25 protein-coding genes and 3 tRNA genes are annotated in these 24,016 nt (G+C 69.8%); 19 read left to right on the top strand and 9 right to left on the bottom strand.

Features of this window, described 5'->3' with window-relative positions; all coding sequences use genetic code 11:
* Positions 1-8 precede the first annotated feature (8 nt).
* Entirely contained in the window at positions 9-266 is a 258-nt protein-coding gene (locus MHY30_RS07215) for a hypothetical protein (protein WP_239276196.1), read from the bottom strand.
* A 201-nt stretch (positions 267-467) separates the two neighbouring features.
* Between MHY30_RS07215 and MHY30_RS07210 the strand changes: the two genes are divergently transcribed.
* The 4 genes from MHY30_RS07210 (at position 468) to MHY30_RS07195 (ending at position 3,975) form a co-directional block, all read left to right on the top strand.
* Positions 468-1,007, top strand: a complete 540-nt coding sequence (locus MHY30_RS07210) for a single-stranded DNA-binding protein (protein WP_239276195.1) — start codon at positions 468-470, stop codon at positions 1,005-1,007.
* Between the two features lie 41 nt (positions 1,008-1,048).
* Entirely contained in the window at positions 1,049-1,540 is a 492-nt protein-coding gene (locus MHY30_RS07205; RefSeq protein WP_239276194.1) for a hypothetical protein, read from the top strand.
* A 235-nt stretch (positions 1,541-1,775) separates the two neighbouring features.
* The gene (gene ettA, locus MHY30_RS07200; RefSeq protein WP_239276193.1) at positions 1,776-3,455 is read left to right on the top strand and encodes an energy-dependent translational throttle protein EttA; all 1,680 of its coding nucleotides are present in this window, start codon (positions 1,776-1,778) and stop codon (positions 3,453-3,455) included.
* Positions 3,448-3,975 (top strand): thioesterase family protein, encoded by a 528-nt coding sequence (locus tag MHY30_RS07195; RefSeq protein ID WP_239276192.1) that lies wholly within the window; start codon positions 3,448-3,450, stop codon positions 3,973-3,975. The genes ettA and MHY30_RS07195 overlap by 8 nt, the downstream gene beginning before the upstream one ends.
* A 100-nt stretch (positions 3,976-4,075) precedes the next feature.
* Here the strand turns inward: MHY30_RS07195 and MHY30_RS07190 are convergent, their stop codons facing one another.
* On the bottom strand, positions 4,076-4,945 hold the full coding sequence (locus MHY30_RS07190; protein ID WP_239276191.1) for an acyl-CoA thioesterase II: 870 nt from the start codon (positions 4,943-4,945) through the stop codon (positions 4,076-4,078).
* Between the two features lie 52 nt (positions 4,946-4,997).
* Between MHY30_RS07190 and MHY30_RS07185 the strand changes: the two genes are divergently transcribed.
* Both MHY30_RS07185 and MHY30_RS07180 read left to right on the top strand, forming a co-directional pair.
* The gene (locus MHY30_RS07185) at positions 4,998-5,666 is read left to right on the top strand and encodes a hypothetical protein (protein ID WP_239276190.1); all 669 of its coding nucleotides are present in this window, start codon (positions 4,998-5,000) and stop codon (positions 5,664-5,666) included.
* 169 nt (positions 5,667-5,835) lie between these two features.
* Positions 5,836-6,723, top strand: coding sequence for a DUF3106 domain-containing protein (locus tag MHY30_RS07180; RefSeq protein ID WP_239276189.1), 888 nt, complete (start codon positions 5,836-5,838; stop codon positions 6,721-6,723).
* 109 nt (positions 6,724-6,832) lie between these two features.
* On the opposite strand, the gene MHY30_RS07175 is transcribed toward MHY30_RS07180, so the two are convergent.
* The 4 genes from MHY30_RS07175 to MHY30_RS07160 form a co-directional block, all read right to left on the bottom strand.
* Positions 6,833-7,300: a globin gene (locus MHY30_RS07175; protein WP_239276188.1), complete on the bottom strand. Its 468-nt coding sequence runs from the start codon at positions 7,298-7,300 to the stop codon at positions 6,833-6,835.
* Positions 7,297-8,601: a mechanosensitive ion channel family protein gene (locus tag MHY30_RS07170; RefSeq protein ID WP_239276187.1), complete on the bottom strand. Its 1,305-nt coding sequence runs from the start codon at positions 8,599-8,601 to the stop codon at positions 7,297-7,299. Before MHY30_RS07170 ends, MHY30_RS07175 begins: the two co-directional genes overlap by 4 nt.
* 69 nt (positions 8,602-8,670) lie before the next feature.
* Complete coding sequence (locus MHY30_RS07165; protein ID WP_239276186.1) at positions 8,671-9,459, bottom strand: ABC transporter permease subunit; 789 nt, start codon at positions 9,457-9,459, stop codon at positions 8,671-8,673.
* On the bottom strand, positions 9,456-10,037 hold the full coding sequence (locus MHY30_RS07160; RefSeq protein ID WP_239276185.1) for an AAA family ATPase: 582 nt from the start codon (positions 10,035-10,037) through the stop codon (positions 9,456-9,458). The genes MHY30_RS07165 and MHY30_RS07160 overlap by 4 nt, the downstream gene beginning before the upstream one ends.
* On the opposite strand from MHY30_RS07160, the gene MHY30_RS07155 reads away from it, so the two are divergent.
* A tRNA-OTHER gene (locus MHY30_RS07155) sits at positions 10,005-10,078 on the top strand. The two genes, MHY30_RS07160 and MHY30_RS07155, sit on opposite strands and share 33 nt — an antisense overlap.
* Before the next feature lie 418 nt (positions 10,079-10,496).
* Here the strand turns inward: MHY30_RS07155 and pepN are convergent.
* Positions 10,497-13,043: an aminopeptidase N gene (gene pepN / locus MHY30_RS07150; protein WP_239276184.1), complete on the bottom strand. Its 2,547-nt coding sequence runs from the start codon at positions 13,041-13,043 to the stop codon at positions 10,497-10,499.
* A gap of 141 nt (positions 13,044-13,184) precedes the next feature.
* Here pepN and MHY30_RS07145 point away from each other — a divergent pair, with 141 nt between their 5' ends.
* The 5 genes from MHY30_RS07145 (at position 13,185) to MHY30_RS07125 (ending at position 18,115) form a co-directional block, all read left to right on the top strand.
* Complete coding sequence (locus tag MHY30_RS07145; protein ID WP_239276239.1) at positions 13,185-14,357, top strand: ferrochelatase; 1,173 nt, start codon at positions 13,185-13,187, stop codon at positions 14,355-14,357.
* 88 nt (positions 14,358-14,445) lie between these two features.
* Positions 14,446-14,988: a ribose-5-phosphate isomerase gene (locus MHY30_RS07140; protein WP_239276183.1), complete on the top strand. Its 543-nt coding sequence runs from the start codon at positions 14,446-14,448 to the stop codon at positions 14,986-14,988.
* Entirely contained in the window at positions 14,988-15,977 is a 990-nt protein-coding gene (locus tag MHY30_RS07135; RefSeq protein WP_239276182.1) for an Fpg/Nei family DNA glycosylase, read from the top strand. Before MHY30_RS07140 ends, MHY30_RS07135 begins: the two co-directional genes overlap by 1 nt.
* Positions 15,978-15,995: 18 nt before the next feature.
* Positions 15,996-16,622 carry an FMN-binding negative transcriptional regulator gene (locus MHY30_RS07130; protein WP_239276181.1) on the top strand — a complete coding sequence of 209 codons (627 nt, stop codon included), beginning with the start codon at positions 15,996-15,998 and terminating at the stop codon, positions 16,620-16,622.
* Positions 16,619-18,115 carry an amidohydrolase gene (locus tag MHY30_RS07125; protein ID WP_239276180.1) on the top strand — a complete coding sequence of 499 codons (1,497 nt, stop codon included), beginning with the start codon at positions 16,619-16,621 and terminating at the stop codon, positions 18,113-18,115. Before MHY30_RS07130 ends, MHY30_RS07125 begins: the two co-directional genes overlap by 4 nt.
* A 135-nt stretch (positions 18,116-18,250) precedes the next feature.
* On the opposite strand, the gene MHY30_RS07120 is transcribed toward MHY30_RS07125, so the two are convergent.
* Positions 18,251-18,736, bottom strand: a complete 486-nt coding sequence (locus MHY30_RS07120; protein ID WP_239276179.1) for a Dps family protein — start codon at positions 18,734-18,736, stop codon at positions 18,251-18,253.
* Between the two features lie 139 nt (positions 18,737-18,875).
* Here MHY30_RS07120 and MHY30_RS07115 point away from each other — a divergent pair, with 139 nt between their 5' ends.
* Complete coding sequence (locus tag MHY30_RS07115) at positions 18,876-19,415, top strand: gamma carbonic anhydrase family protein (RefSeq protein ID WP_239276178.1); 540 nt, start codon at positions 18,876-18,878, stop codon at positions 19,413-19,415.
* A 187-nt stretch (positions 19,416-19,602) separates the two neighbouring features.
* Positions 19,603-19,977, top strand: a complete 375-nt coding sequence (locus MHY30_RS07110) for a hypothetical protein (protein ID WP_239276177.1) — start codon at positions 19,603-19,605, stop codon at positions 19,975-19,977.
* A gap of 2 nt (positions 19,978-19,979) precedes the next feature.
* On the opposite strand, the gene MHY30_RS07105 is transcribed toward MHY30_RS07110, so the two are convergent.
* Positions 19,980-20,053, bottom strand: a tRNA-Gly gene (locus tag MHY30_RS07105).
* Positions 20,054-20,318: 265 nt separating this feature from the next.
* Here MHY30_RS07105 and MHY30_RS07100 point away from each other — a divergent pair.
* The 5 genes from MHY30_RS07100 to MHY30_RS07080 all read left to right on the top strand — a co-directional run bounded on the left by MHY30_RS07100 (position 20,319) and on the right by MHY30_RS07080 (position 23,944).
* Positions 20,319-20,392: transfer RNA gene (locus tag MHY30_RS07100), tRNA-Pro, on the top strand.
* Positions 20,393-20,465: 73 nt separating this feature from the next.
* Positions 20,466-21,923 (top strand): trigger factor, encoded by a 1,458-nt coding sequence (gene tig / locus MHY30_RS07095; RefSeq protein ID WP_239276176.1) that lies wholly within the window; start codon positions 20,466-20,468, stop codon positions 21,921-21,923.
* Positions 21,924-22,100: 177 nt separating this feature from the next.
* Positions 22,101-22,589 (top strand): tetratricopeptide repeat protein, encoded by a 489-nt coding sequence (locus MHY30_RS07090; protein ID WP_239276175.1) that lies wholly within the window; start codon positions 22,101-22,103, stop codon positions 22,587-22,589.
* 78 nt (positions 22,590-22,667) lie between these two features.
* Positions 22,668-23,252 carry an ATP-dependent Clp protease proteolytic subunit gene (locus MHY30_RS07085; protein WP_239276174.1) on the top strand — a complete coding sequence of 195 codons (585 nt, stop codon included), beginning with the start codon at positions 22,668-22,670 and terminating at the stop codon, positions 23,250-23,252.
* A 29-nt stretch (positions 23,253-23,281) separates the two neighbouring features.
* Positions 23,282-23,944 carry an ATP-dependent Clp protease proteolytic subunit gene (locus MHY30_RS07080; RefSeq protein ID WP_138172345.1) on the top strand — a complete coding sequence of 221 codons (663 nt, stop codon included), beginning with the start codon at positions 23,282-23,284 and terminating at the stop codon, positions 23,942-23,944.
* The last annotated feature ends 72 nt before the right edge of the window (positions 23,945-24,016 follow it).

Genomic DNA, 24,016 nt, shown 5'->3' with positions numbered 1-24,016 from the left:
GGCGTGACTCACCGCGCGTAGCGCAGGCACTCCAGGGCATCGGCCGACGACCAGAACTCGCCGAGGCGCCGAAATCCACCCGTCGCGGCGTGAAAACGCTCGGCGGCGAAGCGCCAGCCGCCCTCGGTGGCGATGGCGCGCACGTGCCCGACGACGACGCCGCGCGGGTCGGCGATGCGCCACAGGCCGACGGCGACGTGCGTCGCCGCACCCCACCCGGCCGGGCGCGGGGCCGGGGCGAGGTCGTTCCACAGTGCGGTGGTCATGGCCACACGGTACGACGGACCTCCGACATTCCCGCTCGGCGCCTCGAACGCCCATCCTCCCCACCCAGCAGAAGTCGGGGCCTCTCCACGAGAGGGGCGATTGCCTCCGCGGACCGTGGAGACGCCGAGTCATCCTGGCCGTGGCTCCGGCATCCGTCGGGCACGCGGATGCCGGAGCGCACATCTCAGAGAGGACACACCATGAGCGACCACATCACCCTCGTCGGCAACATCGTCGGCGATCCGGAAGAGCGGTCCACCCGGACGGGCGAGGCGATCGCGGCGTTCCGGCTCGCCGTGAGCGAGCGACGGTTCGATCGAGAACGCGGCCAGTGGGTGGACGGGCACACGAATTACTACGGCGTGTCGGTGTTCGGCGAGCTGGGGCGCAACGCCCTCGCCTCACTGCGCAAGGGTGAACGGGTCATCGTGGCGGGTCGATTGCGACTGCGCGAGTGGGAGACCGAGGCGAAACGGGGGGTCAGCGCCGATGTCACGGCGGATGCCGTCGGGCACGATCTGCGCTGGGGGGTCTCGTCCTTTGCTCGCGGGGCGCGTTCGCAGTCCTCCGCCGCGCGGGGCGCGGACGACGACGCGACGACCGCCGAGAGCAGCGACGAGGCATGGGCCGTACCCGGCGCTGCGCCAGAAGACCCTCGCGCTGCGCTCACCCCCACCGCCGATGCGGACGACCGCGAGGCGTCCGCGCTAGTCGAGGCTGCCGACTCGACGCCGTTCTGAGCGCGTCGGCGGGGTCTTCGGCGGTCCGTAGACTCGAGCGCGTGATCGAGAACCGACGCCCGGCCGTCCTGCTTGTGCTCGCGGCGGCTCTCACGCTGGTGGGATGCGCCCCCGATGGCCTGTCGGGCACCACCGACGACGCGACGCCCTCCGCGGTGACGTCGACGCCCACGCCGACGGCTGCAGAGACCCCCTCGACGCCGTCGTTCATCGCTTCGGGTTCCGCCGCCGACAATCTGCCGCTGTTCACGCAAGTGGTCCAAGCCGTGTGGGCGGGGCCGGATCGTGCCGCGGGACGTGCGTACGTCGACGGGCTGGTGTCGGCCGGCTTCGACAAGACGCAGATGCAGCTCACCCCCGACGAAACCACGATCGGGAACCCCGCGGAGAGCATCGAGTTCTCGGTGCGGTGGGGAGAAGACTGTCTCGTCGGCCAGGTGGGGCCGTCCACCGGCGACCCCGTCACCACGGTGCTGCCGGGTCTCGCTGCGGGCGGGTGCCTCCTCGGGCAGACTCGCGCGATCGACTGGTGACCAGCCCTCCGGCGGCGGGGCAGTGAGGGAGGGACCGACCCCGGGTCCGAAACCGCAACCGGAGCCAGAGGCGGGGCGGGGGGATCCGGGCGCGCGTGCGCGCCGAGAGTCGGCGTCCAGGTGGCATTGCTAGGCTGGATACGACTTCCCGCGAGCCCGGGCGCCTCGCTGAGATTCTCCTCCGCGACCCGGGACGGCGCGGCCCTCATCCCCGATCGAAGGTGGTACGTCCTCGATGGCCGAATACATCTACTCCATGGTCCGCGCCCGCAAGGCCGTGGGCGACAAGCTCATCCTCGACGACGTCACCATGGCGTTCCTGCCGGGCGCCAAGATCGGCATGGTCGGTCCCAATGGTGCGGGTAAGTCGACGATCCTCAAGATCATGGCGGGTCTGGACACCCCGTCGAACGGTGAAGCCAAGCTGAGCCCCGGCTTCTCGGTCGGAATCCTCATGCAGGAGCCCGAGCTCGACGAGAACAAGACCGTGTTGGAGAACATCCAGGACGGTATCGCCATCAAGGCCAAGGTCGACCGGTTCAACGAGATCTCCGCCCTGATGAGCGACCCCGATGCCGACTTCGACGCGCTGCTGGCCGAGATGGGCACCCTCCAGGAAGAGATCGACGCCGCCGACGCGTGGGACCTGGACTCGCAGCTGGAGCAGGCGATGGACGCCCTGCGCACCCCGCCGGGAGATGCCGCCATCGGCCCGCTCTCGGGAGGAGAGAAGCGCCGTGTCGCGCTCACCAAGCTGCTGCTGCAGAAGCCCGATCTCCTGCTCCTCGACGAGCCGACCAACCACCTCGACGCGGAGAGCGTTCTCTGGCTCGAGCAGCACCTCCAGAAGTACCCCGGCGCTGTCATCGCCATCACCCACGACCGGTACTTCCTCGACAACGTCGCGGAATGGATCGCCGAGGTCGACCGCGGCCGGCTGATCGGCTACGAGGGCAACTACTCGACCTACCTCGAGAAGAAGGGCGAGCGGCTCGAAGTTCAGGGCAAGAAGGATGCCAAGCTCGCCAAGCGTCTGAAGGAAGAGCTCGAGTGGGTGCGCTCGAACGCCAAGGGGCGTCAGGCGAAGTCGAAGGCACGTCTGGCTCGCTACGAGGAGATGGCCGCCGAGGCTGACCGCACGCGCAAGCTGGACTTCGAGGAGATCCAGATTCCGCCGGGGCCCCGCCTGGGCAGCATCGTGATCGACGCCAAGAAGCTCGAGAAGCGATTCGGTGACCGTTCCCTCATCTCCAACCTCAGCTTCAACCTCCCGCCCAACGGCATCGTCGGCGTCATCGGCCCGAACGGCGTGGGAAAGACCACCCTGTTCAAGACGATCGTCGGGCTGGAGCCCCTCGACGGCGGCACGCTGAAGATCGGCGAGACCGTGAAGATCAGCTACGTCGACCAGTCGCGCGCCAACATCGACCCGAACAAGACGCTGTGGGAGGTCGTGTCCGACGGACTCGACATCATCACGGTCGGCAAGACCGAGATCCCCTCGCGCGCGTACGTGTCGAAGTTCGGCTTCAAAGGACCCGACCAGCAGAAGAAGGCGGGCGTGCTCTCGGGCGGTGAGCGCAACCGCCTGAACCTCGCGCTGACGCTCAAGGAGGGCGGTAACCTCCTCCTCCTCGACGAGCCCACCAACGACCTGGACGTCGAGACCCTGCAGTCCCTCGAGAACGCGTTGCTGGAGTTCCCCGGGTGCGCGGTGGTCATCACGCACGACCGGTGGTTCCTCGACCGCATCGCCACGCACATCCTCGCGTACGAGGGGACCGACGAGCACCCCGACCAGTGGCACTGGTTCGAGGGCAACTTCGAGGCGTACGAGGCGAACAAGGTCGAGCGACTCGGCCCTGATGCCGCGAACCCGTCGCGTTCGAGCTACCGCAAGCTCACGCGTGACTGACGCCGCTGACAGCGCGGGTCCCGTCGAGGCGGGGCCCGCGCGGGTGCACGTCCCCATCCCGCTGCGATGGGGCGACCTCGACGCGCTGGGGCACGTCAACAACACCTCGATGCTGAAACTGCTCGAGGAGGCGCGACTGCGAGCGTTCTGGCGGGGAGACGGCCCCGGGGAATCCCTGCCGACCGCCGTGTTCGACATGAGCGTGCTCGAGAGCGGGGGCGAGCGCGCGACGCTCATCGCGCGGCAGGAAATCGAGTACCTGCGCCCGGTGCCCTACAGCCAGCGCCCCCTCGACGTGCGCCTCTGGATCGGCGCGATGGGCGGTTCGAGCGCCGACATCTGCTTCGAGGTCTTCAGCCCCGCGGGCGAGGACGAGCCCGTGCTCTACGCCCGCGCGACCGCGGTCGTCGTACTCGTGGACACCGCGAGCGGTCGGCCGATCCGCTGGACCGAGACCGAGCGCGCAGCATGGGCTCCGTACATCGGCGACCCGATCGAGTACCGCCGCCGCGGACGCTGAAGCAGCTGCCGCCGTCGCCCACGCGCGAGTCGCCAAGATTCGTCGCCGTCGAGCGTCCAGAAGCGACAATTCTTGGCGACTCGTGCCTCGGCAGTGGCATCTACTTGGCCGGCACGCGCACCATGACCTCTTGCGCGACGCTCGCGAGCAGAAGTCCATCCCGCGTGTAGATCCGGCCGGTCGAAAGTCCTCGACCGCCCCGCGCGTTCGGCGACTCCTGCACGTACAGCAGCCACTCGTCCACGCGCCCGGGCCGGTGCCACCACATCGCGTGGTCGAGGCTCGCCACGCGCAGACCCGACGTGCTCCACGGCACACCGTGGCCGCGCAGGATCGTCTCCTGGATGGTGAGGTCGCTCACATAGGCCAGCGCCGCCCGGTGCACCGCCGCGTCATCCGGCAGCGGGCTCCGGGTGCGCATCCAGACGGCTTGTCGCGGCACGTGAGGACCCTCGACGGAGGTGTACACCGGCGAGGGCACGTGCCGCACCTCGACCGGGCGCTCGGAGAACAGGCGCCGACTCATCGGGTGCAGCTCGGCGTCGTCGAACGACGGTAGATCCTCGGGCTGAGGGATGCCTTCGGGCATCGGTTCGGCGTGTTCGAGGCCGGGATCCTCGTCCTGGAACGACGCGATCATGGAGAAGATCGGCACACCGCCCTGGAACGCCTGCGTCCGCCGGGTCGAGAAGGAGCGCCCGTCGTGGATGCGGTCGACCGAGAACGTGATGCCTTCGGCAGGATCACCGGGGCGCAGGAAGTAGCCGTGCATGGAGTGCACGGTGCGCTCGGCGGGCAGGGTGCGGGAGGCCGCGACGACGGACTGGGCGAGGACCTGTCCGCCGTAGACGCGCCCGAAGGGCATGGGCTGCGAAGAGCCGGTGAAGATGTCTTCGGTGGTCCGTGCGCCCGCGTCGCGGAGATCGAGTACCGCGAGCAACGAGGCGACAGGATCGATGGCGTCGGTCACGCTCACTCCCGTTCCGGCGCAGAAGCCTGTGTCACTTGATAGCTTAGGGCGAGTGTCCGCGCGCCTGATGTTCCCCGACCCGCAGGCGGCCGCCGACCTGCTGACCTTCGCCTCTCGGGCCGTCCGCCTCGGTGACGGTGTCGTGCGGCTGCGCGCCGCGGCGGGTGTGCTCGTGACCACCGCGGCGCCGCTGGCGCCCCGCGGGCTCCTGGATGCCACGCCCACCGTGCTCGGACTGCGTATCTCCGAGGTCGACCCCGAACTCGAGTGCGACCTCGGGGTCGAGGCATCCGCCCTCTCCCTCGCCCCCGATGACGCGTCCGCGATCGTCCTCCCCGAGACGGCCGTCGCCCCCGCGTGGGCCGGGATCTCGCCGCCGCGGGGAGGATGGGAGCAGACGGCGTCCCTCGACAGCTCGATCCTCGCCGCCCGCGCCCAGTACGGCATCGCCGCCGTCGCCGACGCCCTGCCCGCCGACCCCGGCGAAGACGTCGTGCGCACGGTCCGCGGCCAGGTGTGGGGGCAGCCCGATGAGCAGCTCGGCGGTCTGCCGTTGGGCACCGCCTTCGCGGCGTTCGCCCTGGGATTCATCGCCGGTGCGGAACAGGCGACGGTTCGCTCGAGCGGGGCATGGACCCGCGTGACCTTGAACCGCGGTCACGTGCTCGTGCGCGGCCCGGTGCGCTCCGGCTTGACGGCGGTCCGGTCCACCGGTCGGTGATCCAGCGTCTTCATAGCCACGACCGTTAGCGTCGTGTCCACAAGGGGAGTACTCCCTCGCGACAGCCTCGTCATCACGGTCCCACCACGGGACCCGGGGCCGCCGGTTCCTCGGAACGGAAGAGACCTTGACGCCGCGGCATCCATGCCGCCCCGTCGAAAGGCTTCCCATGTCCTCGTTCTCACGTTTCCTCGATATGGCTTCCCGCGCCGTCGACAAAGCGTCATCCGCTCGACCGTCCGGTTCCGCGGCCAGTCGCGATTGGCGCGATGTCGTCCGCTCGGCGGCCGATGCGGTGACCGGTGGTCAGCGCGATGCCCGTCCCGCGCCCGGCGCCCCGGGGGCGCCCTCGGCGGAGGGCGGCGGGTATGCGCCGCCGGCGTGGGGGACCGACGCGCCGCGAAACCCCACGGCGCGATACGCACCTCCGCCGGCAGGCGGCCGTCGGCACGACCTCTCCGCAGCCGACAGAGAGGCGATCGCCCGTTACGACTACCTCGTCCGGACCGCGTCGCCGGAGCAGGTCGAACACCTGCACCGTGACGCGTTCGCCCGCCTGACCCCCGCGCAGCGGGCGCACGTGCGTTCCCGGATGGATGCCGACCTGGCACCGCACGAGCGCCCCCGGTCGGACTCCGCAGCCGACCTGGCGCGCGCCGCGGGACGCGCGGAGGCCCAGCGACCCGGACGGATGCGCCAGCTGCTCGCGCGCGCCGGCGGCACGGGTGCCGTCGTCGCGGGCGCGGGAGGAGCGGCAGCCCTGCTCGCCGTCGTGGCCGGCGGGGCCGTCGTGAGCGCCGTCGCCGCGCCGCTCTTGGCGCACGCCGCCCAGGCCGGCGTCGACTTCGCGGCTCTCGCCGAGGGCGTCGACCTCGAGGCTCTCGCGACCGGAATCGACGTGGAGTCGCTGGCCTCGGGCGTCGGCATCGACGGTGTCGCAGACCTCGGCGGCACGGTGCAGGACGGCATCTCGGGCGTCGGCGAGCAGATCAGCGGGATCGGCGAGAGCCTCGGCGAGTGGCGCCTTCCGGGCCTCGGGGACTTCTTCGGACGCTGAGCTCCCGTCGAAAGGGGGTCCCGCTCTCAGCGGTGCGCCGTCCGAGGGGCGGTGCGCCACTCGTCCGGTCCGGGAATCGTCCGTTCGTGGCCCACACACACCGGTGCGATCAGGGTCGCGGCGTCGCCCCGTCCGCGGGACGGATCGGCAACCCACCGCTCCCGCGACCGTCGGATGTCGGTGCGATACCGCGCGGCTCGAAGGTGTTGACCATGGCGTGCGCGGCGCGCTCGAGGTAATCCCACAGCGGTGCTTCGAGCGCGGGCGGCAACGCGATCTCGTCGACCGCCGCGCGCATGTGACGCAGCCACCGGTCGCGGGCGTCAGGGTCGACGTGGAACGGCATGTGCCGCATACGGAGGCGCGGATGACCGCGATTCTCGCTGTACGTGGTCGGGCCGCCCCAGTACTGCGCGAGGAAGAGCGTCAGGCGTTCGGCTGCGGGGCCGAGGTCCTCCTCGGGATACATGGGCTTGAGGACGTCGTCCCCGGCGACGCCGCGGTAGAAGGCGTCGACGAGGCGGCGGAACGTGTCCATACCGCCGGCCTGCTCGTAGAAGGAGATGGGTTCGCTCACGCGGAGGCTCCGTCGTCATCGGCCCGCACGGCGGGAGGAGTGGGCTTGTCGACGCCGTCGCCCGAACGCGGGGCCGGTCCGCCAGTCGAAGTCGGGGGAGAGGTGACATCGGTGGGCTTCGGTGTGCGCGCGGGAGGGGAGGGCTTTTTGGCCGCTGCGACGTCGGACGCCGCCACCTCCGACGCCGCGACCTCGGCTGCCGTGGCGTCCGTGTCCAGGACCGTGTCGCTGACCGCGAGCTTCTTGCGCCGCGGGCGCCAGACGGGTCGTTCGACAGCGGGAGGCACCGGCGTCGGCTTCGTCTTCGGAGGGTTGGCCCCGCGGACGCTCTGCGCGCCCTCGGCCCCCGTCAGGATGATCGAGTTGAGCTGCGGAAGCGTGACGCCGAGCGCGTCTATGGCTCTCTTCAGTCGCACGCGCAGTTCTCGGGCGACATCGTCCTTCGCGCTTGACCGGGTCTTCATGACCAGCCGGATCACCAAGGCGTCGCCACTGATGGACTCCAGACCCCAGATCTCGGGCTGCTCGATGATGCGGGACCGCCACTTCGTCTCCTTGGCGAGCCCCTTGGCGGCACCGAGCATCGCCTTCTCGACCTCTTCGATGTCGGCGTCCACGGGAACGGCCAGGTCGATGATCACGCGAGACCAGCCCTGCGACATGTTTCCGATCCGGGTGATCTCGCCGTTGCGCACGTACCAGAGCGTGCCGTTGACGTCGCGGACGTGAGTGATCCGTACGCTCACGAATTCGACGATTCCGGTGGCGAGACCGAGGTCGACGACGTCTCCGATACCGATCTGGTCCTCGGCGACGATGAAGATGCCGTTCAGGACGTCCTTGACGATGTTCTGCGCGCCGAAGCCGAGCCCCGCACCGACCGCCGCGGTGAGGAGCGTCAGGGATGCCAGGGCGTTGGGGGCGACGATCCCGGCGATCCAAACCAGCGCGACGACCACCAGGACGACGTTGACGATGTTCTGCAGGATCGTGCCGAGCGTCCGTGTGCGCTGCACGAGCCGGACCGCGGCGAGCGGCGACCGATCGAGCGCTTGCGTGTCGTCCACGCGCGCGTTCTTCTTGGCTCCGTTGACGATCCGGTCGACGACGCGGCGAATGATCGAGCGCAGGATCCACGCGGCGACGACGACGCCGATGATGACCCCGGCCACGCGCAGCGCGACACCGCCGAACTCGAGCAGCCGTGCACCGACCCACGCCCAGGTGGAGGGGTCGACGAGGTCGGCGGGAGACGTGGGCGAGGTGGGCGACGGTTCTGGTGCGCTGGCGAGAACAGACATCGACCTCATGCTAACGAGGGATGCCTCGGTGCCACCTGAGCACCGAGGCATCCCTCGAATCCGGTCGGGTCACGCGTCCCGACGCTCCAGCAGGATCAGCCCGGTACCGATGAGCGTCACGACCCACGCCACGAGGGTGAGCGCGGGGACGAGAACGTCGCCGGTGGGGATCGCGGTCAGGTCGCGTCCCGCCGCCACGGGGAGGTAACGGCCGAGGTCGACCATCCACTGCCACGACTCTCCGCCGAACTGGAAGAGACTCACCGCGACCGGGGCGACGAACAGCACACCGACGGTCGCGGCGATCGCGCCGGCGCCATTGCGGACGAGAAGTCCGAAACCGGTCCCGATGAGCGCGTACGCGATCATCGCGGCGACGCCGAGGAGCAGCGGGATGAGGGCCTGGGTCGGCTCCGACCAGACGATCGGCACCGTGGACACCGGAATCGTGACCGCCAGGCAGACCAGGGAGGTCACCACGGTCGCGCCCCCGACGAGGAGGGCGACGGCGAGACTCTTCGCGAGGGCCACGGGAATCCGCCGGGGGTTGGCGGTGAGGGTCGAGCGGATCATTCCCGTGGCGTACTCGCCGGTGATCGCGATCGCCCCGAGGACGCCGGCGACGAGCATCGTGAACTGCGCCGACACGAGGACGCCCAGAACCGGGTAAGCGCCATCCACGGCGGATACGTACAGGAAGGCGATGGCCACGGACAGGGCTGCGCCGATGCCGAGCGACCACCAGGTCGAGCGCAGGGTGGTGAGCTTGATGAGTTCACTGCGAAGCGTCCGGGCGAAGGTCGGTCCGCCCGCGGCGCGGGTGAAGGTCGTGCGGCGCGGGGATGTCAGGGCGGTCATACGAGTTCCTTCGTCTTGTACTCGATCACGTCGTCGGTCAGCGCGAGATAGGCGTCCTCGAGCGAGCCTTGTCGCGGGGTCAGTTCGTGCAGGGGGATGCCGTGCTGCGCGGCGATCTCTCCGATGTCGGTCGCGGATGCCCCCGTGAGGGTGGCGGCGCCGGGTTCCACGGCCGTCGCCGTCGCGCCGACGGGGGCGAGCACCTCGATCAGGCGCGACAGGTCGGGGGAGCGTACGAGCACGCTCGCGGACGTCCACGACCGGACCAGGTCAGCCAGTGCCGCGTCGGCGAGGACAGCGCCGCGGCCGAGGACGATGACGTGATCCGCCGTCTGAGCCATCTCGCTCATCAGGTGGCTCGACAGCAGCACCGTGCGCCCCTCGGCAGCGAGGTGGCGCACGAACTCCCGCACCCACCGCACGCCCTCGGGGTCCAGCCCGTTCACGGGCTCGTCGAGCACCAGCGTGTGCGGGTCGCCGAGCAGCGCCGCGGCGAGCCCCAACCTCTGGCCCATGCCCAGCGAGAAGCCACCGGCACGCTTGTCGGCGACGGAGGCGAGCCCGGTGAGCTCGATCACCTCGTCGACGCGGCGGCGGTCGATTCCGTGCGTCGCCGCCATCGCCCGCAGGTGGTTGCGCGCGGTTCTTCCCGTGTGCACGGCCTTGGCGTCGAGCAACGCCCCGACTTCGGTGAGGGGGGCAGCGAGCCGGGCGTACGGGGTGCCGTTGACAGTCACGTGCCCGGACGTGGGGCGGTCGAGCCCGACGATCATCCGCATCGTGGTGGACTTGCCCGCGCCGTTCGGACCGAGGAACCCGGTGACGCGTCCCGGGGGAACGGTGAAGGAGACATCGGACACGGCGGTGCGCGATCCGTATCGCTTGGTGAGGTGGTCTGCGACGATCATGCCTCCACGGTAGGAAGCGCACCGACACCGGCGCGTCCTCCCGGAGGACTATCCCCGACCACCGCGTACATCCGAAGAAGTACGCCCCCTCCCACGGAAGCGGGAGGGGGCGTACGACGCTACTGCGGATTACTGCGCGTCGCGCTCCTGCACGGCAAGGGCGCGCTCCACGCCGGCGAGGTTCTCGCTCACGAGGCGGCGCAGTGCGGGCGCGGCGTCCTTGTTCGCGGACAGCCACGCGCGAGTGGCATCCCGCAGCTCGACGTTCGCCAGAGCCGACGGGTAGAGACCCACGATGAGGTACTGCGCGATCTGGTAGCTGCGGCTCTCCCAGATCGGCAGGAGCATCTCGAAGTAGGGTCCGACGAACTCGGCGAGGACGTCGACTGTCGCCGGGTGGGTGAAACCGAGCGCCGCGGAACGGACGATGGTGTTGGGCGCGTCGGCGCGGTCGATGAGGGCGCTCCATGCGTCCTGCTTGGCTTCACGGCTGGGCAGGGCTGCCTTGGCCTGCGCGGCGAACTCGCCGCCCTTGGCCGTGTTGTCGGCGGCACGTGCCTCATCGATGTCGGCCGCCGTCGCCGCGCCGCCCGCGGCCAGCGCCACGAGAAGCTGCCACGATAGGTCGGTGTCGATGTCGAGTCCGTCGAGCACGGTCTCGCCCTCGCGGAGAGCGCGCACCGTTTCGACGTGCGCGGGAGTCGCCGCCGCCGAGGCGAACGCCGTGACGAACTGCAGCTGGCTGTCGCTGCCGGCCTCGGCCGCCTGCGCCAGCTCCCAGAGCCCGTCGGCGACACGCTCGCGCGCGGCCTCCCGCGTCGCGGGAGCGACGTAGCTGTTGGCGGCGAGCTGCAGCTGCGCGAGGGTCGTGCGCACGGTGGTGGACTCGGTCTCGGCGCCGATGTTGCGCAGCACGAGATCGATGTAGTCGGTCGCCGAGGCTTCGGCATCCCGGGTCTGATCCCACGCGGCACCCCAGACGAGCGACCGGGCGAGCGGGTCGGCGATGTCTTTGAGGTGCGCGATGGCGGTGGAAAGCGATCGCTCGTCGAGGCGGATCTTCGCGTACGCGAGGTCGTCGTCGTTGAGCAGGACGAGGTCGGGACGCCGGGTGCCACGCAGCTCGGGCACCTCGGTGCGGTCGCCGTCCACGTCGAGCTCGACGCGGTGCACCCGCTCGAGGACGCCACCGCGCAGCGAGTAGAAGCCGACGGCCAGACGGTGCGGACGGATCGTCGGATAGTCCGACGGCGCGGTCTGCACGATCGCGAAGCGCGTGAGCGAGCCGTGGTCGTCCTGCTCGATGAGCGGGGACAGCGTGTTCACGCCGGCCGTCTCGAGCCACTTCTTCGCCCAGTCGCCGAGGTCGCGTCCGCTCGTGGCCTCGAGCTCGGCCAGCAGGTCGCCGACCTCGGTGTTGGACCACTGGTGCTTCTGGAAGTAGGCGGCGACGCCCGCGAAGAACTGCTCGATGCCCACCCACGCGGCCAGCTGCTTGAGAACCGAACCGCCCTTGGCGTAGGTGATGCCGTCGAAGTTGACCTGCACGTCTTCGAGGTCGTTGATCTCCGCGACGACGGGGTGGGTGGAGGGCAGCTGGTCCTGGCGGTACGCCCAGGTCTTCTCCATCGCGTTGAAGGTCGTCCAGGCGGCCTCCCACTCGGTGGCTTCCGCGGTGGCGATCGTGGAGGCCCACTCGGCGAACGATTCGTTCAGCCAAAGGTCGTTCCACCACTTCATGGTGACCAGGTCGCCGAACCACATGTGCGCGAGCTCGTGCAGGATCGTGACGACGCGACGCTCCTTGACGGCATCCGTCACCTTGCTCCGGAACACGTACGTCTCGGTGAAGGTGACCGCGCCCGCGTTCTCCATGGCGCCCGCGTTGAACTCGGGCACGAAGAGCTGGTCGTATTTGGCGAACGGGTACGGGAAGCCGAACTTCTCCTCGAAGTAGGCGAAGCCCTGACGGGTCTTCTCGAAGACGTAGTCGGCGTCGAGGTACTGCCACAGGCTCTTGCGGGCGTAGACGCCGAGCGGGATCACGCGGCCGTCGGCGCTGGTCAGCTCGGAGAACGTGCTCTCGTAGGGGCCGGCGACCAGGGCGGTGATGTACGACGAGATGCGCGGCGTCGCGGGGAAAGTCCACCGGGCGGCACCGTCGCCGGCGTCCACTGGCTCGGGGGTGGGGGAGTTGGAGACCACCTTCCACGCAGCCGGGGCCGTCACGTCGAACGTGAACTCGGCCTTGAGGTCGGGCTGCTCGAACACCGCGAAGACACGGCGAGAGTCAGGCACCTCGAACTGCGTGTAGAGGTAGACCTCGCCGTCGACGGGGTCGACGAAGCGGTGCAGACCCTCACCGGTGTTCGTGTACTCGCAGTCAGCGTCGACGACGAGCTCGTTCTCGGCCGCGAGACCGTCGAGCGCGATGCGCGAATCCGCGAAGACCTCGGCGGGGTCGAGCGAGCGGCCGTTCAGGGTGACCGCGTTCACGGAGCGTGCGATCAGGTCGATGAAGGTGGAGGCACCCTCGGTGGCGGCGAAGCGGGCGGTGGTCACGGAACCGAAGACCTCGTCGCCGCGGGTGAGGTCGAGACGCACGTGGTACTCGTGCGTGTCGACGATCGCGCGGCGCTCCTGCGCTTCGATGCGGGTGAGGTTCTCTCCTGGCACTGGTGTTCTCCCGAGGATGTGGGTGGGTCGTCGCGGATGGCACTGCTGGCGCCGACGACAACCGTATAAGCCTAGTGTCGAGATACCCCAGGGCCGGGCTCACCGCGTAAGTGCGAGGATGTCGGGGTGAGCACGACCGATATGGACAGCACCCCTGAGACCGTCCTCTACGCGTCTCCGGCCGCGGCATCCGGGCCCAAGTGGGTCGAGACGCCCGTGGCGTACGACGCCATCCTCCTCGCCGGCTTCGGCGGCCCGGAGGGGCAGGACGACGTCATCCCGTTCCTCCGCAACGTCACGCGCGGCCGCGGCATCCCCGACGAGCGTCTCGAGGAGGTCGCGCACCACTACCGCCACTTCGGCGGTGTGAGCCCGATCAACGCGCAGAACCGTGCCCTGAAGGCGGCCCTCGAGGCCGAGATCGCGCGGCGCGGGCTCAACCTGCCCGTCTATTGGGGCAACCGCAACTGGGCCCCCTACCTCGAGGAAGCCGTGACCCAGGCGGCGGAAGCCGGCGACACGACGCTGTTGGCGATCGCCACGAGCGCCTACAGCTCGTTCTCGAGCTGCCGTCAGTACCGCGAGGACTACGCCCGCGTGCTCGAGGCGACCGGTCTGGGCGACACCGTCACGATCGACAAGGTGCGCCAGTTCTTCGACCACCCGGGGTTCGTCTCGGCGTTCGTCGACGGTGTGAAGGATGCCGTGTCGACGTACATCGCCGACGGCATCCCCGCCGAGAAGATCCGGGTGCTCTTCTCCACTCACTCCATCCCGACCGCCGACGCGCAGCGCTCGGGCCCGCGTGACGTCGACTTCGGCGAGGGCGGGGCGTACGAGGCCCAGCACAAGGCCGTCGCCGCGTACGTCATGGCCGAGGTGGCCGCCGCCGTGGCCGACGTGGAGTGGGAATTGGTCTACCAGTCGCGCTCGGGCCCTGCGTCGCAGCCGTGGCTCGAGCCGGACGTGAACGACGTCATCGCCGAGCTGCCCGGTCGGGGCGCCGAGGCGGTCGTGATCGTGCCGTTGGGTTTCGTCAGCGACCACATGGAGGTGCTCTGGGACCTCGACACCGAAGCGATGGAGGCGGCCGAGGAGGCCGGCATCCGCGCGGTTCGCACGCCCACGCCCGGCGTCGACCCCGCCTACGTGTCCGGGCTGATCGACCTGGTCGAGGAGCGCCTCGCGGGGACGCCGAAGGCCGAGCGCCCGCACGTCACCGACCTCGGACCCTGGTACGACGTGTGCCGCCCCGGCTGCTGCGAGAACATCCGTGCGGGGTTCAAGCCCGTCGCCGCGGGTCTGCGTCCCTGAGAGGTTCCGGCGCCGCTCGTCCCCGCGCGGGACGGGCGGCGCCGTCATGTCCACCCGCGGCATCCGCGGCCGTCAATAGGATGACCCCATGCGCATTCACATCGGCACCGATCACGCCGGTCTCGAGTTCTCCACCCAGCTTCAGCACCACCTGGCCGAACAGGGCCACGAGGTCGTCGACCACGGCCCCATCGAGTACGACCCGCTCGACGACTACCCGGCCTTCTGCATCCGCGCGGCGCAGGCCGTCGTGCGCGACCAGGCTGACGGCGTCGAGGCGCTCGGGGTGGTCTTCGGCGGCTCGGGCAACGGCGAACAGATCGCGGCGAACAAGGTGCTCGGCGTCCGCGCGGCGCTGGTGTGGAACATGGCCACGGCCGAGCTCGCCCGCGAGCACAACGACGCCAACGTGATCGCCATCGGCGCCCGGCAGCACACGTTCGACGAGGCCGCGTCGTTCATCGATCGCTTCATCGCGACCCCGTTCTCGGGCGAAGAACGTCATGCGCGCCGCATCGCGCAGCTGGCCGCCTACGAGCAGGACGGCATTCTGCTCCCCGACCCGCGCGAGGGGCAGCGTCAGCCCGACGTTCTCGACGCGAGCGACTCCTTCGATCCCGAGGCAGGCTGATGCCCGAAGGGCATTCCGTCCATCGCATCGCGCGGCAATTCGACCGCAACATCGTGGGCCGGTCGGTCGCGGCATCCAGTCCCCAGGGGCGATTCGCGGAGGGCGCGTCGGTCATCGACGGACGCGAAGCGGTCGAGGTGCGCGCCGTCGGCAAGCAGATGTTCCTGCGGTTCGACCCGGACGTGTGGCTGCGCGTCCACCTCGGCATGTACGGCGCGTGGGACTTCTCGGGCGAGGTCGCCGTCGACGCCACGATCGCCGCGGCGAACGGCCGCATGGGCCAGACCAACCAGCGCGGCACGGTCCTCGGCGAGCCGATCCTGGATGCCGCCGGCGAGAACTCCCTGACCTCGATCGGCGCCCCGCGGCGCGCTCGTGTGCGCATGTCCGAGCAGACCACCGGACTGGAGGAGCAGAGCGAGTGGCCGCCGCCCGTGGTCGGTGCGGTGCGGCTCCGCCTGCTCACCGAGACGACGTGCGCCGACCTGCGCGGACCCACGGCGTGCCAACTGCAGACCCCGGACGAGGTCGTCGCGACGATCGCCAAGCTCGGACCGGACCCGCTCGTCGACGACGTGGCGGAGGGGGAGGAACGGTTCGTCGCGACCGTGCGGCGCAAGCCCACCGCGATCGGCCTCCTGCTCATGGATCAAGCCGTGGTCAGCGGTATCGGCAACGTCTATCGCGCCGAGATCCTCTTCCGGGCCCGCCAGAACCCGCACACGCCCGGCCGCGACGTGCCCGAGGAGACCGTCCGCGCGATGTGGCGCGATTGGGTGCGGCTGCTCGCCATCGGCGTCGAGACGGGTCAGATGATGACGATGGACGACCTCGACCCCGAGGCCTACCGTCGCGCCATGGCCCATCGCGACGACCGGCATTGGGTGTATCACCGCGCGGGTCTGCCCTGCCGAGTCTGCGGCACCACCGTGCTCGTCGAGGAAGCCGCCGGGCGCAAGCTCTACTGGTGTCCGAACTGCCAGGCGTGAGCGATCTAGGCTGAACCGGTGCGGCAGAATCCGAGTTTCGCGATGACCGATGTCGGCGAGATCCGACGTCTCATCGAGCAGCATCCCTGGGTGACCCTGGTCTCGTCCGGTGCGGACGGGCTCGTCGCCTCCCACTACGCGGTGCTGTTGGACGACGCGCGCGACGATCTCACGATCGTCGGTCACGTCGGCAAACCCGACGACATGATCCTGGGCCTCGGAGAGCGCGAGCTCCTCGTCGTGGTGCAGGGGCCGCACGGCTACGTCTCGCCCCGGTGGTACGGCGATGTTCCCGCCGTCCCCACGTGGAACTTCGTCTCGGCGCACCTGAGCGGCATCCCGGAGCTCCTCGAGCCGGAAGAGAACCTCAGTGTTCTCGACCGGCTCGTGGAGCGTTTCGAGGGCGAGGACGGTCGCGGGCTGTATCGCGCACCGAACGACCCGGCGTTCGTCGATCGGCTCGCCGCGGGCACCGTCGGCTTCCGGCTGACCCCGACCCGCGTCGTCGGCAAGCGGAAGCTGAGCCAGAACCGCCCCGCCGACGTCGTCGAAACGATCATCGACGGGTTGTCGGACGGGCCGTACGCCAACCCGGCTCTCGCCGCCGAGATGCGCCGCGCCGCCGACGCGCGCCCGCGCGCATGATCGGCGAGACCGCGGCGTTCGTCCGGGCCGTACGCGTCTCCGGTCCCGGCCGCGAATTCCTGCCGACGCCCGGCGAGCCGGTCGACCTCGTCCTCGCCGACGGCCGCATCCTCGACATCGCCCCGACCGGGAACCTCCGACCGCGCGGCGTCGTCGTGGACGGTGACGGAGGGTGGCTTGTCCCGGGGCTGTGGGACCACCACGTGCACGTCGTCCAGTGGGCCCTCTCGGTCGGCCGTATCCCGCTGGGATCGGCGACGTCGGCGCGGGAGGCCGCCGCGATCATGGGCGCGGCCCCCTTCGTCGACGGACTGCGCATCGGCGTCGGGTTCCGCGACGGCCTCTGGGCCGACGAGCCGAGCCTCGACCTCCTGGATGCCACCACCGGCGACGTCCCGACCTATCTCGTCAATGCCGACGTCCACAGCGTGTGGCTCAACTCCGCGGCGTTCCGGCGCGAGGGCATCGAGCCCCCGGCATCCGGGGTCCTCCGCGAAGAAGATGCGTTCGAGATCTCGCGCCGCATCAACGCCGTCGAACCCGAGATCGCCGACCGCGCCGTGGACCGGATGGCGCGAGCCGCTGCGGCACGGGGCGTCGTCGGTCTCGTCGACCTCGACATGACGTGGAACGACGAACCGTGGCAGCGCCGGGTCGCCCGCGGTTTCGATGCGCTGCGGGTGTCGTACGGCACGTACCCGCAGCACCTGGACCGCGCGATCGCGGAGGGCCTGCGCACGGGCGATCCGGTGCGCGGCGCTTCGCACGATCTCGTGCGCGTCGGACCGCTCAAGGCCATCACCGACGGCTCGCTCGGCACGCGCACTGCCGCCTGTGCTCATCCTTACCCGGATGATGTCGGCAATCACGGGCTGCTGACGATCACGCCCGATGAGCTCGAGCAGCTCATGACGCGCGCGACGGCCGCGGGCCTCGAGTGCGCGATCCACGCCATCGGCGACGTTGCCAACGCCCACGCCCTCGACGCGTACGCCCGCACCGGGGCGGTCGGCACGATCGAGCACGCACAGCTCGTCGCGCACGCCGACATCCCGCGTTTCGCCCGGCTCGGCGTTGCTGCGAGCGTGCAGCCCGAGCACGCTCTCGACGACCGCGACATGACGGATGCCATGTGGGCCGAGCAGTCGTCTCAGCCGTATCCGCTGCGTGCGCTGGCCGACAGCGGTGCGAACCTCCGGTTCGGCTCCGACGCCCCCGTCGCACCCCTGGATCCGTGGGCGGCGATGGCATCCGCGGTGTTCCGCACGCGCGATGGGCGCGACGCCTGGCAGCCGCACCAGCGGATCGACATCGACACCGCGATCGCGGCATCCACCTCCGGCGGCTCGACGGCGCCGGCCGAGATCGCTCCCGGTGCCCTGGCGGATCTGGTGATCGTCGACGCCGATCCGCGGACCGCCGACGAGCGCGCCCTCCGGGCGATGCCGGTGCGCACGACCCTGCTCGCGGGCCGCGTCACCCACACGTCCTGACCCTGCCCCCGCGCAGCAGAAGCGTGAGTTGCCAAGATTTGTCGCCGGGCTGCGCCCGAAGGCGACAAATCTTGGCAACTCACGCAAGAGGAGAGGGGCGACGCCGAAGCGCCGCCCCTCGTCGGAAGGAGGTGTTCAGGCCGCGAGGTGCGCGAAGAGGAACCAGCGGTCCTTGTCGAGGCCGCGCTTGATCTCGATCGCGACGTCCTGGCTCGACAGGTCGGTCTCGTCGAGACCGTCGATGGCGGTCTGGATGTCGACGAGAACGGCGTCGATGTCGGCGATCACGGCGCGGATGATGACGTCGGACTGCGCGAAGCCGGCGGGAACCGCGGTCTCCCTTGCCTTGGCGGCGACGGTCGACAGGCGCGAGTCGATCGGGAGGCCGAGGGCGACGATCCGCTCAGCGGCCAGATCGGCCCAGTCCTGCGCGTGGGCCACGACGGTGTCGAGCAGCTCGTGTACACCGATGAAGTTCGAACCGCGCACGTGCCAGTGGGCCTGCTTGCCGTTGACGACGAGAGCCTCGAGGCCGAGGACGACGGGCGAGAGGAACTGGGCGGTGCTGGAGGCCATGGTCGAGTCGACGGTGGTCGCGGCGGGGGTCTGAACGGTGCTCATGGGGTCTCCTCGAGTTCTTCGGAAGTCGTTCTGACAGCAACGCTACTCAGCAGAGAACATTCCGCAAGCAAGATGAGGCTGGGCTAAATGCCTGGTAGAAAGGCAATCCTCACCTCACTCCGGCGGTAGTCTCGGCGGCATGACGATCGCCCCGGATGCCACTGTCCTCGCCCTTCCCGACGCGACCCCGCAGGTGCACGAGACGGCCTTTGTGGCATCCGGTGCGCGGGTGGTGGGTGACGTGACGCTGAGCGAGGGGTCGAGCGTCTGGTACAACGCGGTCGTCCGTGGGGACAGCGCCGCGATCGTGGTCGGCCCGCGCAGCAACCTGCAGGACAACGTGTCGGTCCACGTCGACCGCGGGCGCCCCGTGACGATCGGCGCCGACGTCTCCGTCGGGCACAACGCGGTGGTGCACGGGTGCACGATCGGCGACGGCTCGCTCATCGGGATGGGGAGCGTCGTGCTCTCGGGTGCGGTGATCGGCCCCGGATGCCTCGTGGCCGGGGGAGCGGTCGTGCTCGAGGGCACGGTGGTGCCGGAGGGGTCGCTCGTCGCCGGAGTCCCCGCCAAGGTGCGGCGGTTGCTCACGACGGAGGAGCGGGAGGGCATCCTGCGGAACGCGCAGACGTATCTCGCGCATGTGGAGCGGCACGCGGGGGCCGTGCGGGGCGACTGACCGAGCGGGGCTGCGGTTCGGTGACGCGCCGGAGGTCTGTGCAGCCACGATGATGTGCCGCTTCGGCTCGCGAGGCGCAGCGAACTGCCGTCCTTCGATCGTTCGGCGGGCCCACGACGCGCTGCCGGCGGGAACCTCCCCACCGCAACCCCGTGGCGCGTCTCGCCGCCGCGCGTAGCGTGTCGCCATGCGCATCGACAGTCTGGAACCCGGTGAGGTCTTCGTCTTCGGCTCGAACGCGTCCGGAGCTCACGGGGGTGGGGCGGCGCGGTTCGCCCTCGATCGCTTCGGTGCCGTCTGGGGGCAGGCGGAGGGGTTGCAAGGCCAGTCGTACGGCATCGACACGATGTCGGGGCTCGCCGTGTTCGAGGAGCAGGCGCGGCGGTTCGTCGCCTTCGCGGCCGAGCATCCCGAGCTGCGGTTCCTCGTCACCGAGGTGGGCTGCGGGATCGCGGGGTACCGGCCGTTGCAGGTTGCGGCGTTCTTCGCCGGGGCGGGCGAGAACGTGGTTCTCCCGGAGTCGTTCCAGGCGGTTCTGAGCGAAACCGGAGGGACCGAGTGATGTGGAGGGGATGACGGGAATCGAACCCGCACCATCAGTTTGGAAGACTGAGGCTCTACCATTGAGCTACATCCCCGCGGCGGCGAACCGCAGCATCCACAACTCTACTTCACGCCAGACGATGTCACGAACACCCGCGTCGCAAGAACAGGGGATGTGCCCGCAACAGGCGAATCCCGTCCGCGACGGCCTGTTCTCGAGCCCCCGCCTGGTCTCGCGACCGCGGACACGGCGTCCGCGACGAACCACACGGCATCCGATCGTCTCTCAGATCGGCCCCCGCACCTCGATCGACTAGACTTTCAGGGGTCGTTTCGTCGAACGCGTCTTGCGCGTCGCCCCGGGGCGTAGCTCAGCTTGGTAGAGCGCCCGCTTTGGGAGCGGGAGGCCGCAGGTTCAAATCCTGTCGCCCCGACGCAACGGCCCCACAGACCACAGGCCTAGCCGGCCCCCGCGTGCGCGCGGGCCACACGAGGAGAACACACCGCATGGTCAACAGCACCGTCGAGAAGCTCAGCCCGACCCGGGTCAAGCTCCACATCACGGTCTCGCCCGAAGAGCTCAAGCCGAGCATCACCCACGCCTACGAGCACATCGCTCAGGACGTACAGATCCCCGGCTTCCGCAAGGGCAAGGTGCCCGCGCCGATCATCGACCAGCGCATCGGCCGCGGCGCCGTCATCGAGCACGCCGTCAACGAGGGTCTCGACGGGTTCTACCGCCAGGCCGTCGAGGCGCAGGAACTCCGCGTCATCGGCCGTCCCAGTGCCGAGATCGTCGAGCTCCCCGAGCTCAAGGACTTCTCGGGCGACCTGGTCGTCGACGTCGAGGTCGACGTGCGCCCCGAGTTCGACCTGCCCGCCTACGACACGATCACCGTGACCGTCGACGCCGTCGAGACCGACGAGGCCGCGGTGGATGCCGAGCTCGACCGCCTGCGCGCCCGCTTCGGCACGCTCGTGACCGTGGACCGTCCCGCCGCGAAGGGCGACTTCGTCGAGCTCGACCTCGTCGCCACGATCGACGGCAACGAGATCGACCGCGCCGAGGGCGTCTCCTACGAGGTCGGCTCCGGCGAGCTGCTCGAGGGCATCGACGAGGCCATCGACTCGCTCACCGCCGACGAGCAGACCACCTTCCGCTCCAAGCTCGTCGGTGGCGACCACGCCGGTGAAGAGGCCGAGGTCGCGGTCACCATCACCGCCGTCAAGGAGCGCGAGCTCCCCGACGCCGACGACGACTTCGCGCAGATGGCATCCGAGTTCGACACCCTCGAAGAGCTCCGTGCGTCCCTCGCCGAGCGCGTGTCCGAGCAGTCGGTGTTCACGCAGGGTGCCGCGGCACGCGACAAGTTCGTCGAGGCCCTGCTCGAGGCCGTCGAGATCCCCGTGCCGCCGCAGCTCATCGAGGACGAGGTGCACAACCACCTCGAGGGTGAGAACCGTCTCGACGACGACGCGCACCGCGCCGAGGTGACCGAGGCCAGCGAGAAGCAGTTCCGCACGCAGATGGTCCTCGACAAGATCGCCGAGGATGCCAACGTCCAGGTGTCGCAGGACGAGCTGACGCAGTACCTCATCCAGTCGGCCGCCCAGTACGGCATGGCCCCGCAGGACTTCGTCAACGCGCTGCAGCAGGGCAACCAGCTGCCCGCCATGGTCGGTGAGGTCGCCCGCAACAAGGCGCTCGCGATCGCCCTCGGCAAGGTCACCGTCGTCGACACCAACGGCAAGCCTGTCGACCTGACCGGTTTCGTCGCCGTCGAGGGCGAAGAGCCCACCGACGCCGAGGACGAGGTCGTCGAGGAGGCGCAGGAGAACGCCGACGCCGCCGCCGACGCGGACGCCGTCGTCGAGGCCGAAGAGGCCCCGGCGGAGGAAGCCCCCAAGAAGGCTCCCGCCAAGAAGCGCGCCCCGGCGAAGAAGAAGGCCGCCGACAGCGAGTAAAGCTCGTCCGTCACGTCGACAGGGGGTGGATGCCATGGCATCCGCCCCCTGTTTTCGTCGCCGCCTCGCCGATCGAGTGTCCACGACACGCCGACCGCGTCGGCGCGCAACCGCGTGTCTTGGACACTCAACGGGGAGTGCCGGGCAGGCGCGACTCAGGACGAAGGGAGAACACGGGTGAACGACTGGCAGAGCCGCGTCGATGCGGTCTGGGATGACGCGGCGCTGACCGAGGATGAGGTGATCGCGGCCATCGATGCGCTGGCCGCCGAACGCTCGGAGGACGACCCCGTCGCCTTGTTCGAGCGCGCCGGGGCCCGTGACTCCGCGGGCCTCGAGGCCGAGGCAGAGGTGCTCTACCGACGCGCGCTAACCGGCGGCCTGGACGAGAACCGCCGTGCGCGGGCGACGATCCAGCTGGCGAGTACGATCCGCAACCTGGGAAAGGTCGACGAGGCCCGGGAGATGCTTCGCGGGGAGTACGAGCGCGAGCCGCGAGGACCGCTGCACGACGCGGCCGCCGCGTTCTACGCGCTCGCGTTGGTGTCCTCCGGAGACACGGAGCGGGCGGCATCCATCGCCCTCCTGGCTCTCGCCCCGCACCTGCCGCTCTACACCCGCTCCGTGACCGGATACGCCCGCGAGATCGCGGACGGACACGCCTGATCCGCCCGCGGCGAACACGGCGACCGGTCCCGAACCACGCCGGTAGATTCGTTGCAGATCACCGGAAGAGGAGCACACATGCCCGAACCCCTTATGGCAACGAGCGTCTTCGACAGGCTGCTCAAGGACCGCATCATCTGGCTCGGTTCGGAGGTGCGTGACGAGAACGCCAACGAGATCTGCGCCAAGATCCTGCTGCTCGCGGCGGAAGACTCGCAGAAGGACATCTACCTCTACATCAACTCGCCCGGCGGCTCGATCACGGCCGGCATGGCCATCTACGACACCATGCAGTTCGTTCCGAACGACATCGTCACCGTCGGTATCGGTATGGCCGCGTCGATGGGTCAGCTGCTGCTCACCAGCGGCACCAAGGGCAAGCGCTACGTCACCCCGAACGCGCGCGTGCTGCTGCACCAGCCGCACGGTGGCTTCGGCGGAACCGCGAGCGACATCCAGACGCAGGCGCAGCTCATCCTCGACATGAAGAAGCGTCTCGCCGAGATCACCGCGGCGCAGACCGGCAAGAGCGTCGAGCAGATCAACGCCGACGGTGACCGTGACCGCTGGTTCACCGCCGACGAGGCGCTCGAGTACGGCTTCGTCGACCACATCCGCGAGCACGCGACCGACGTCGCCGGCGGCGGCGGGACCGCGGCCTGAGGCCGAGGGCGAGAGGAAAGGACACCGCAATGCACACTCCCACCTTCGGCGGCGGCGCCGCGCACATGCCGAGCAGCCGCTACATCCTGCCCCAGTTCGAGGAGCGGACGGCCTACGGCTACAAGCGCCAGGACCCGTACAACAAGCTGTTCGAAGACCGCGTCATCTTCCTGGGCGTCCAGGTCGACGACGCCTCGGCCGATGACGTGATGGCCCAGCTGCTCGTGCTCGAGTCGCAGGACCCCGACCGCGACATCATCATGTACATCAACTCGCCCGGTGGCTCGTTCACGGCCATGACCGCGATCTACGACACGATGCAGTACGTGTCGCCGCAGATCCAGACGGTCGTGCTCGGCCAGGCCGCCTCCGCGGCATCCGTGCTGCTTGCGGCCGGTGCCCCGGGCAAGCGTCTGGCGCTGCCGAACGCCCGCATCCTGATCCACCAGCCCGCGGTCGGCGAGTCCGGTCACGGTCAGGCGTCGGACATCGAGATCCAGGCGGCCGAGATCATGCGCATGCGCACGTGGCTGGAGGAGACGATGGCCCGCCACACCGGACAGGACGTCGCCAAGGTCAACAAGGACATCGATCGCGACAAGATCCTCTCCGCCCAGGAGGCGATGGAGTACGGCATCGTCGACCAGGTGCTGACGACCCGCAAGCGCGTCCCGGCGGCCCTCACCGCCTGACCGCCCGCGTCACGATGCCCCGCCGGAACACCGGCGGGGCATCGTCGTCTCTGCCCGCCGCGAATGCGTGAG

The sequence above is a fragment of the Microbacterium sp. ACRRU genome (genome assembly GCF_022346945.1).
Lineage (GTDB): Bacteria > Actinomycetota > Actinomycetes > Actinomycetales > Microbacteriaceae > Microbacterium > Microbacterium mcarthurae.
This window is presented reverse-complemented; position numbering and strand designations above follow the sequence as displayed.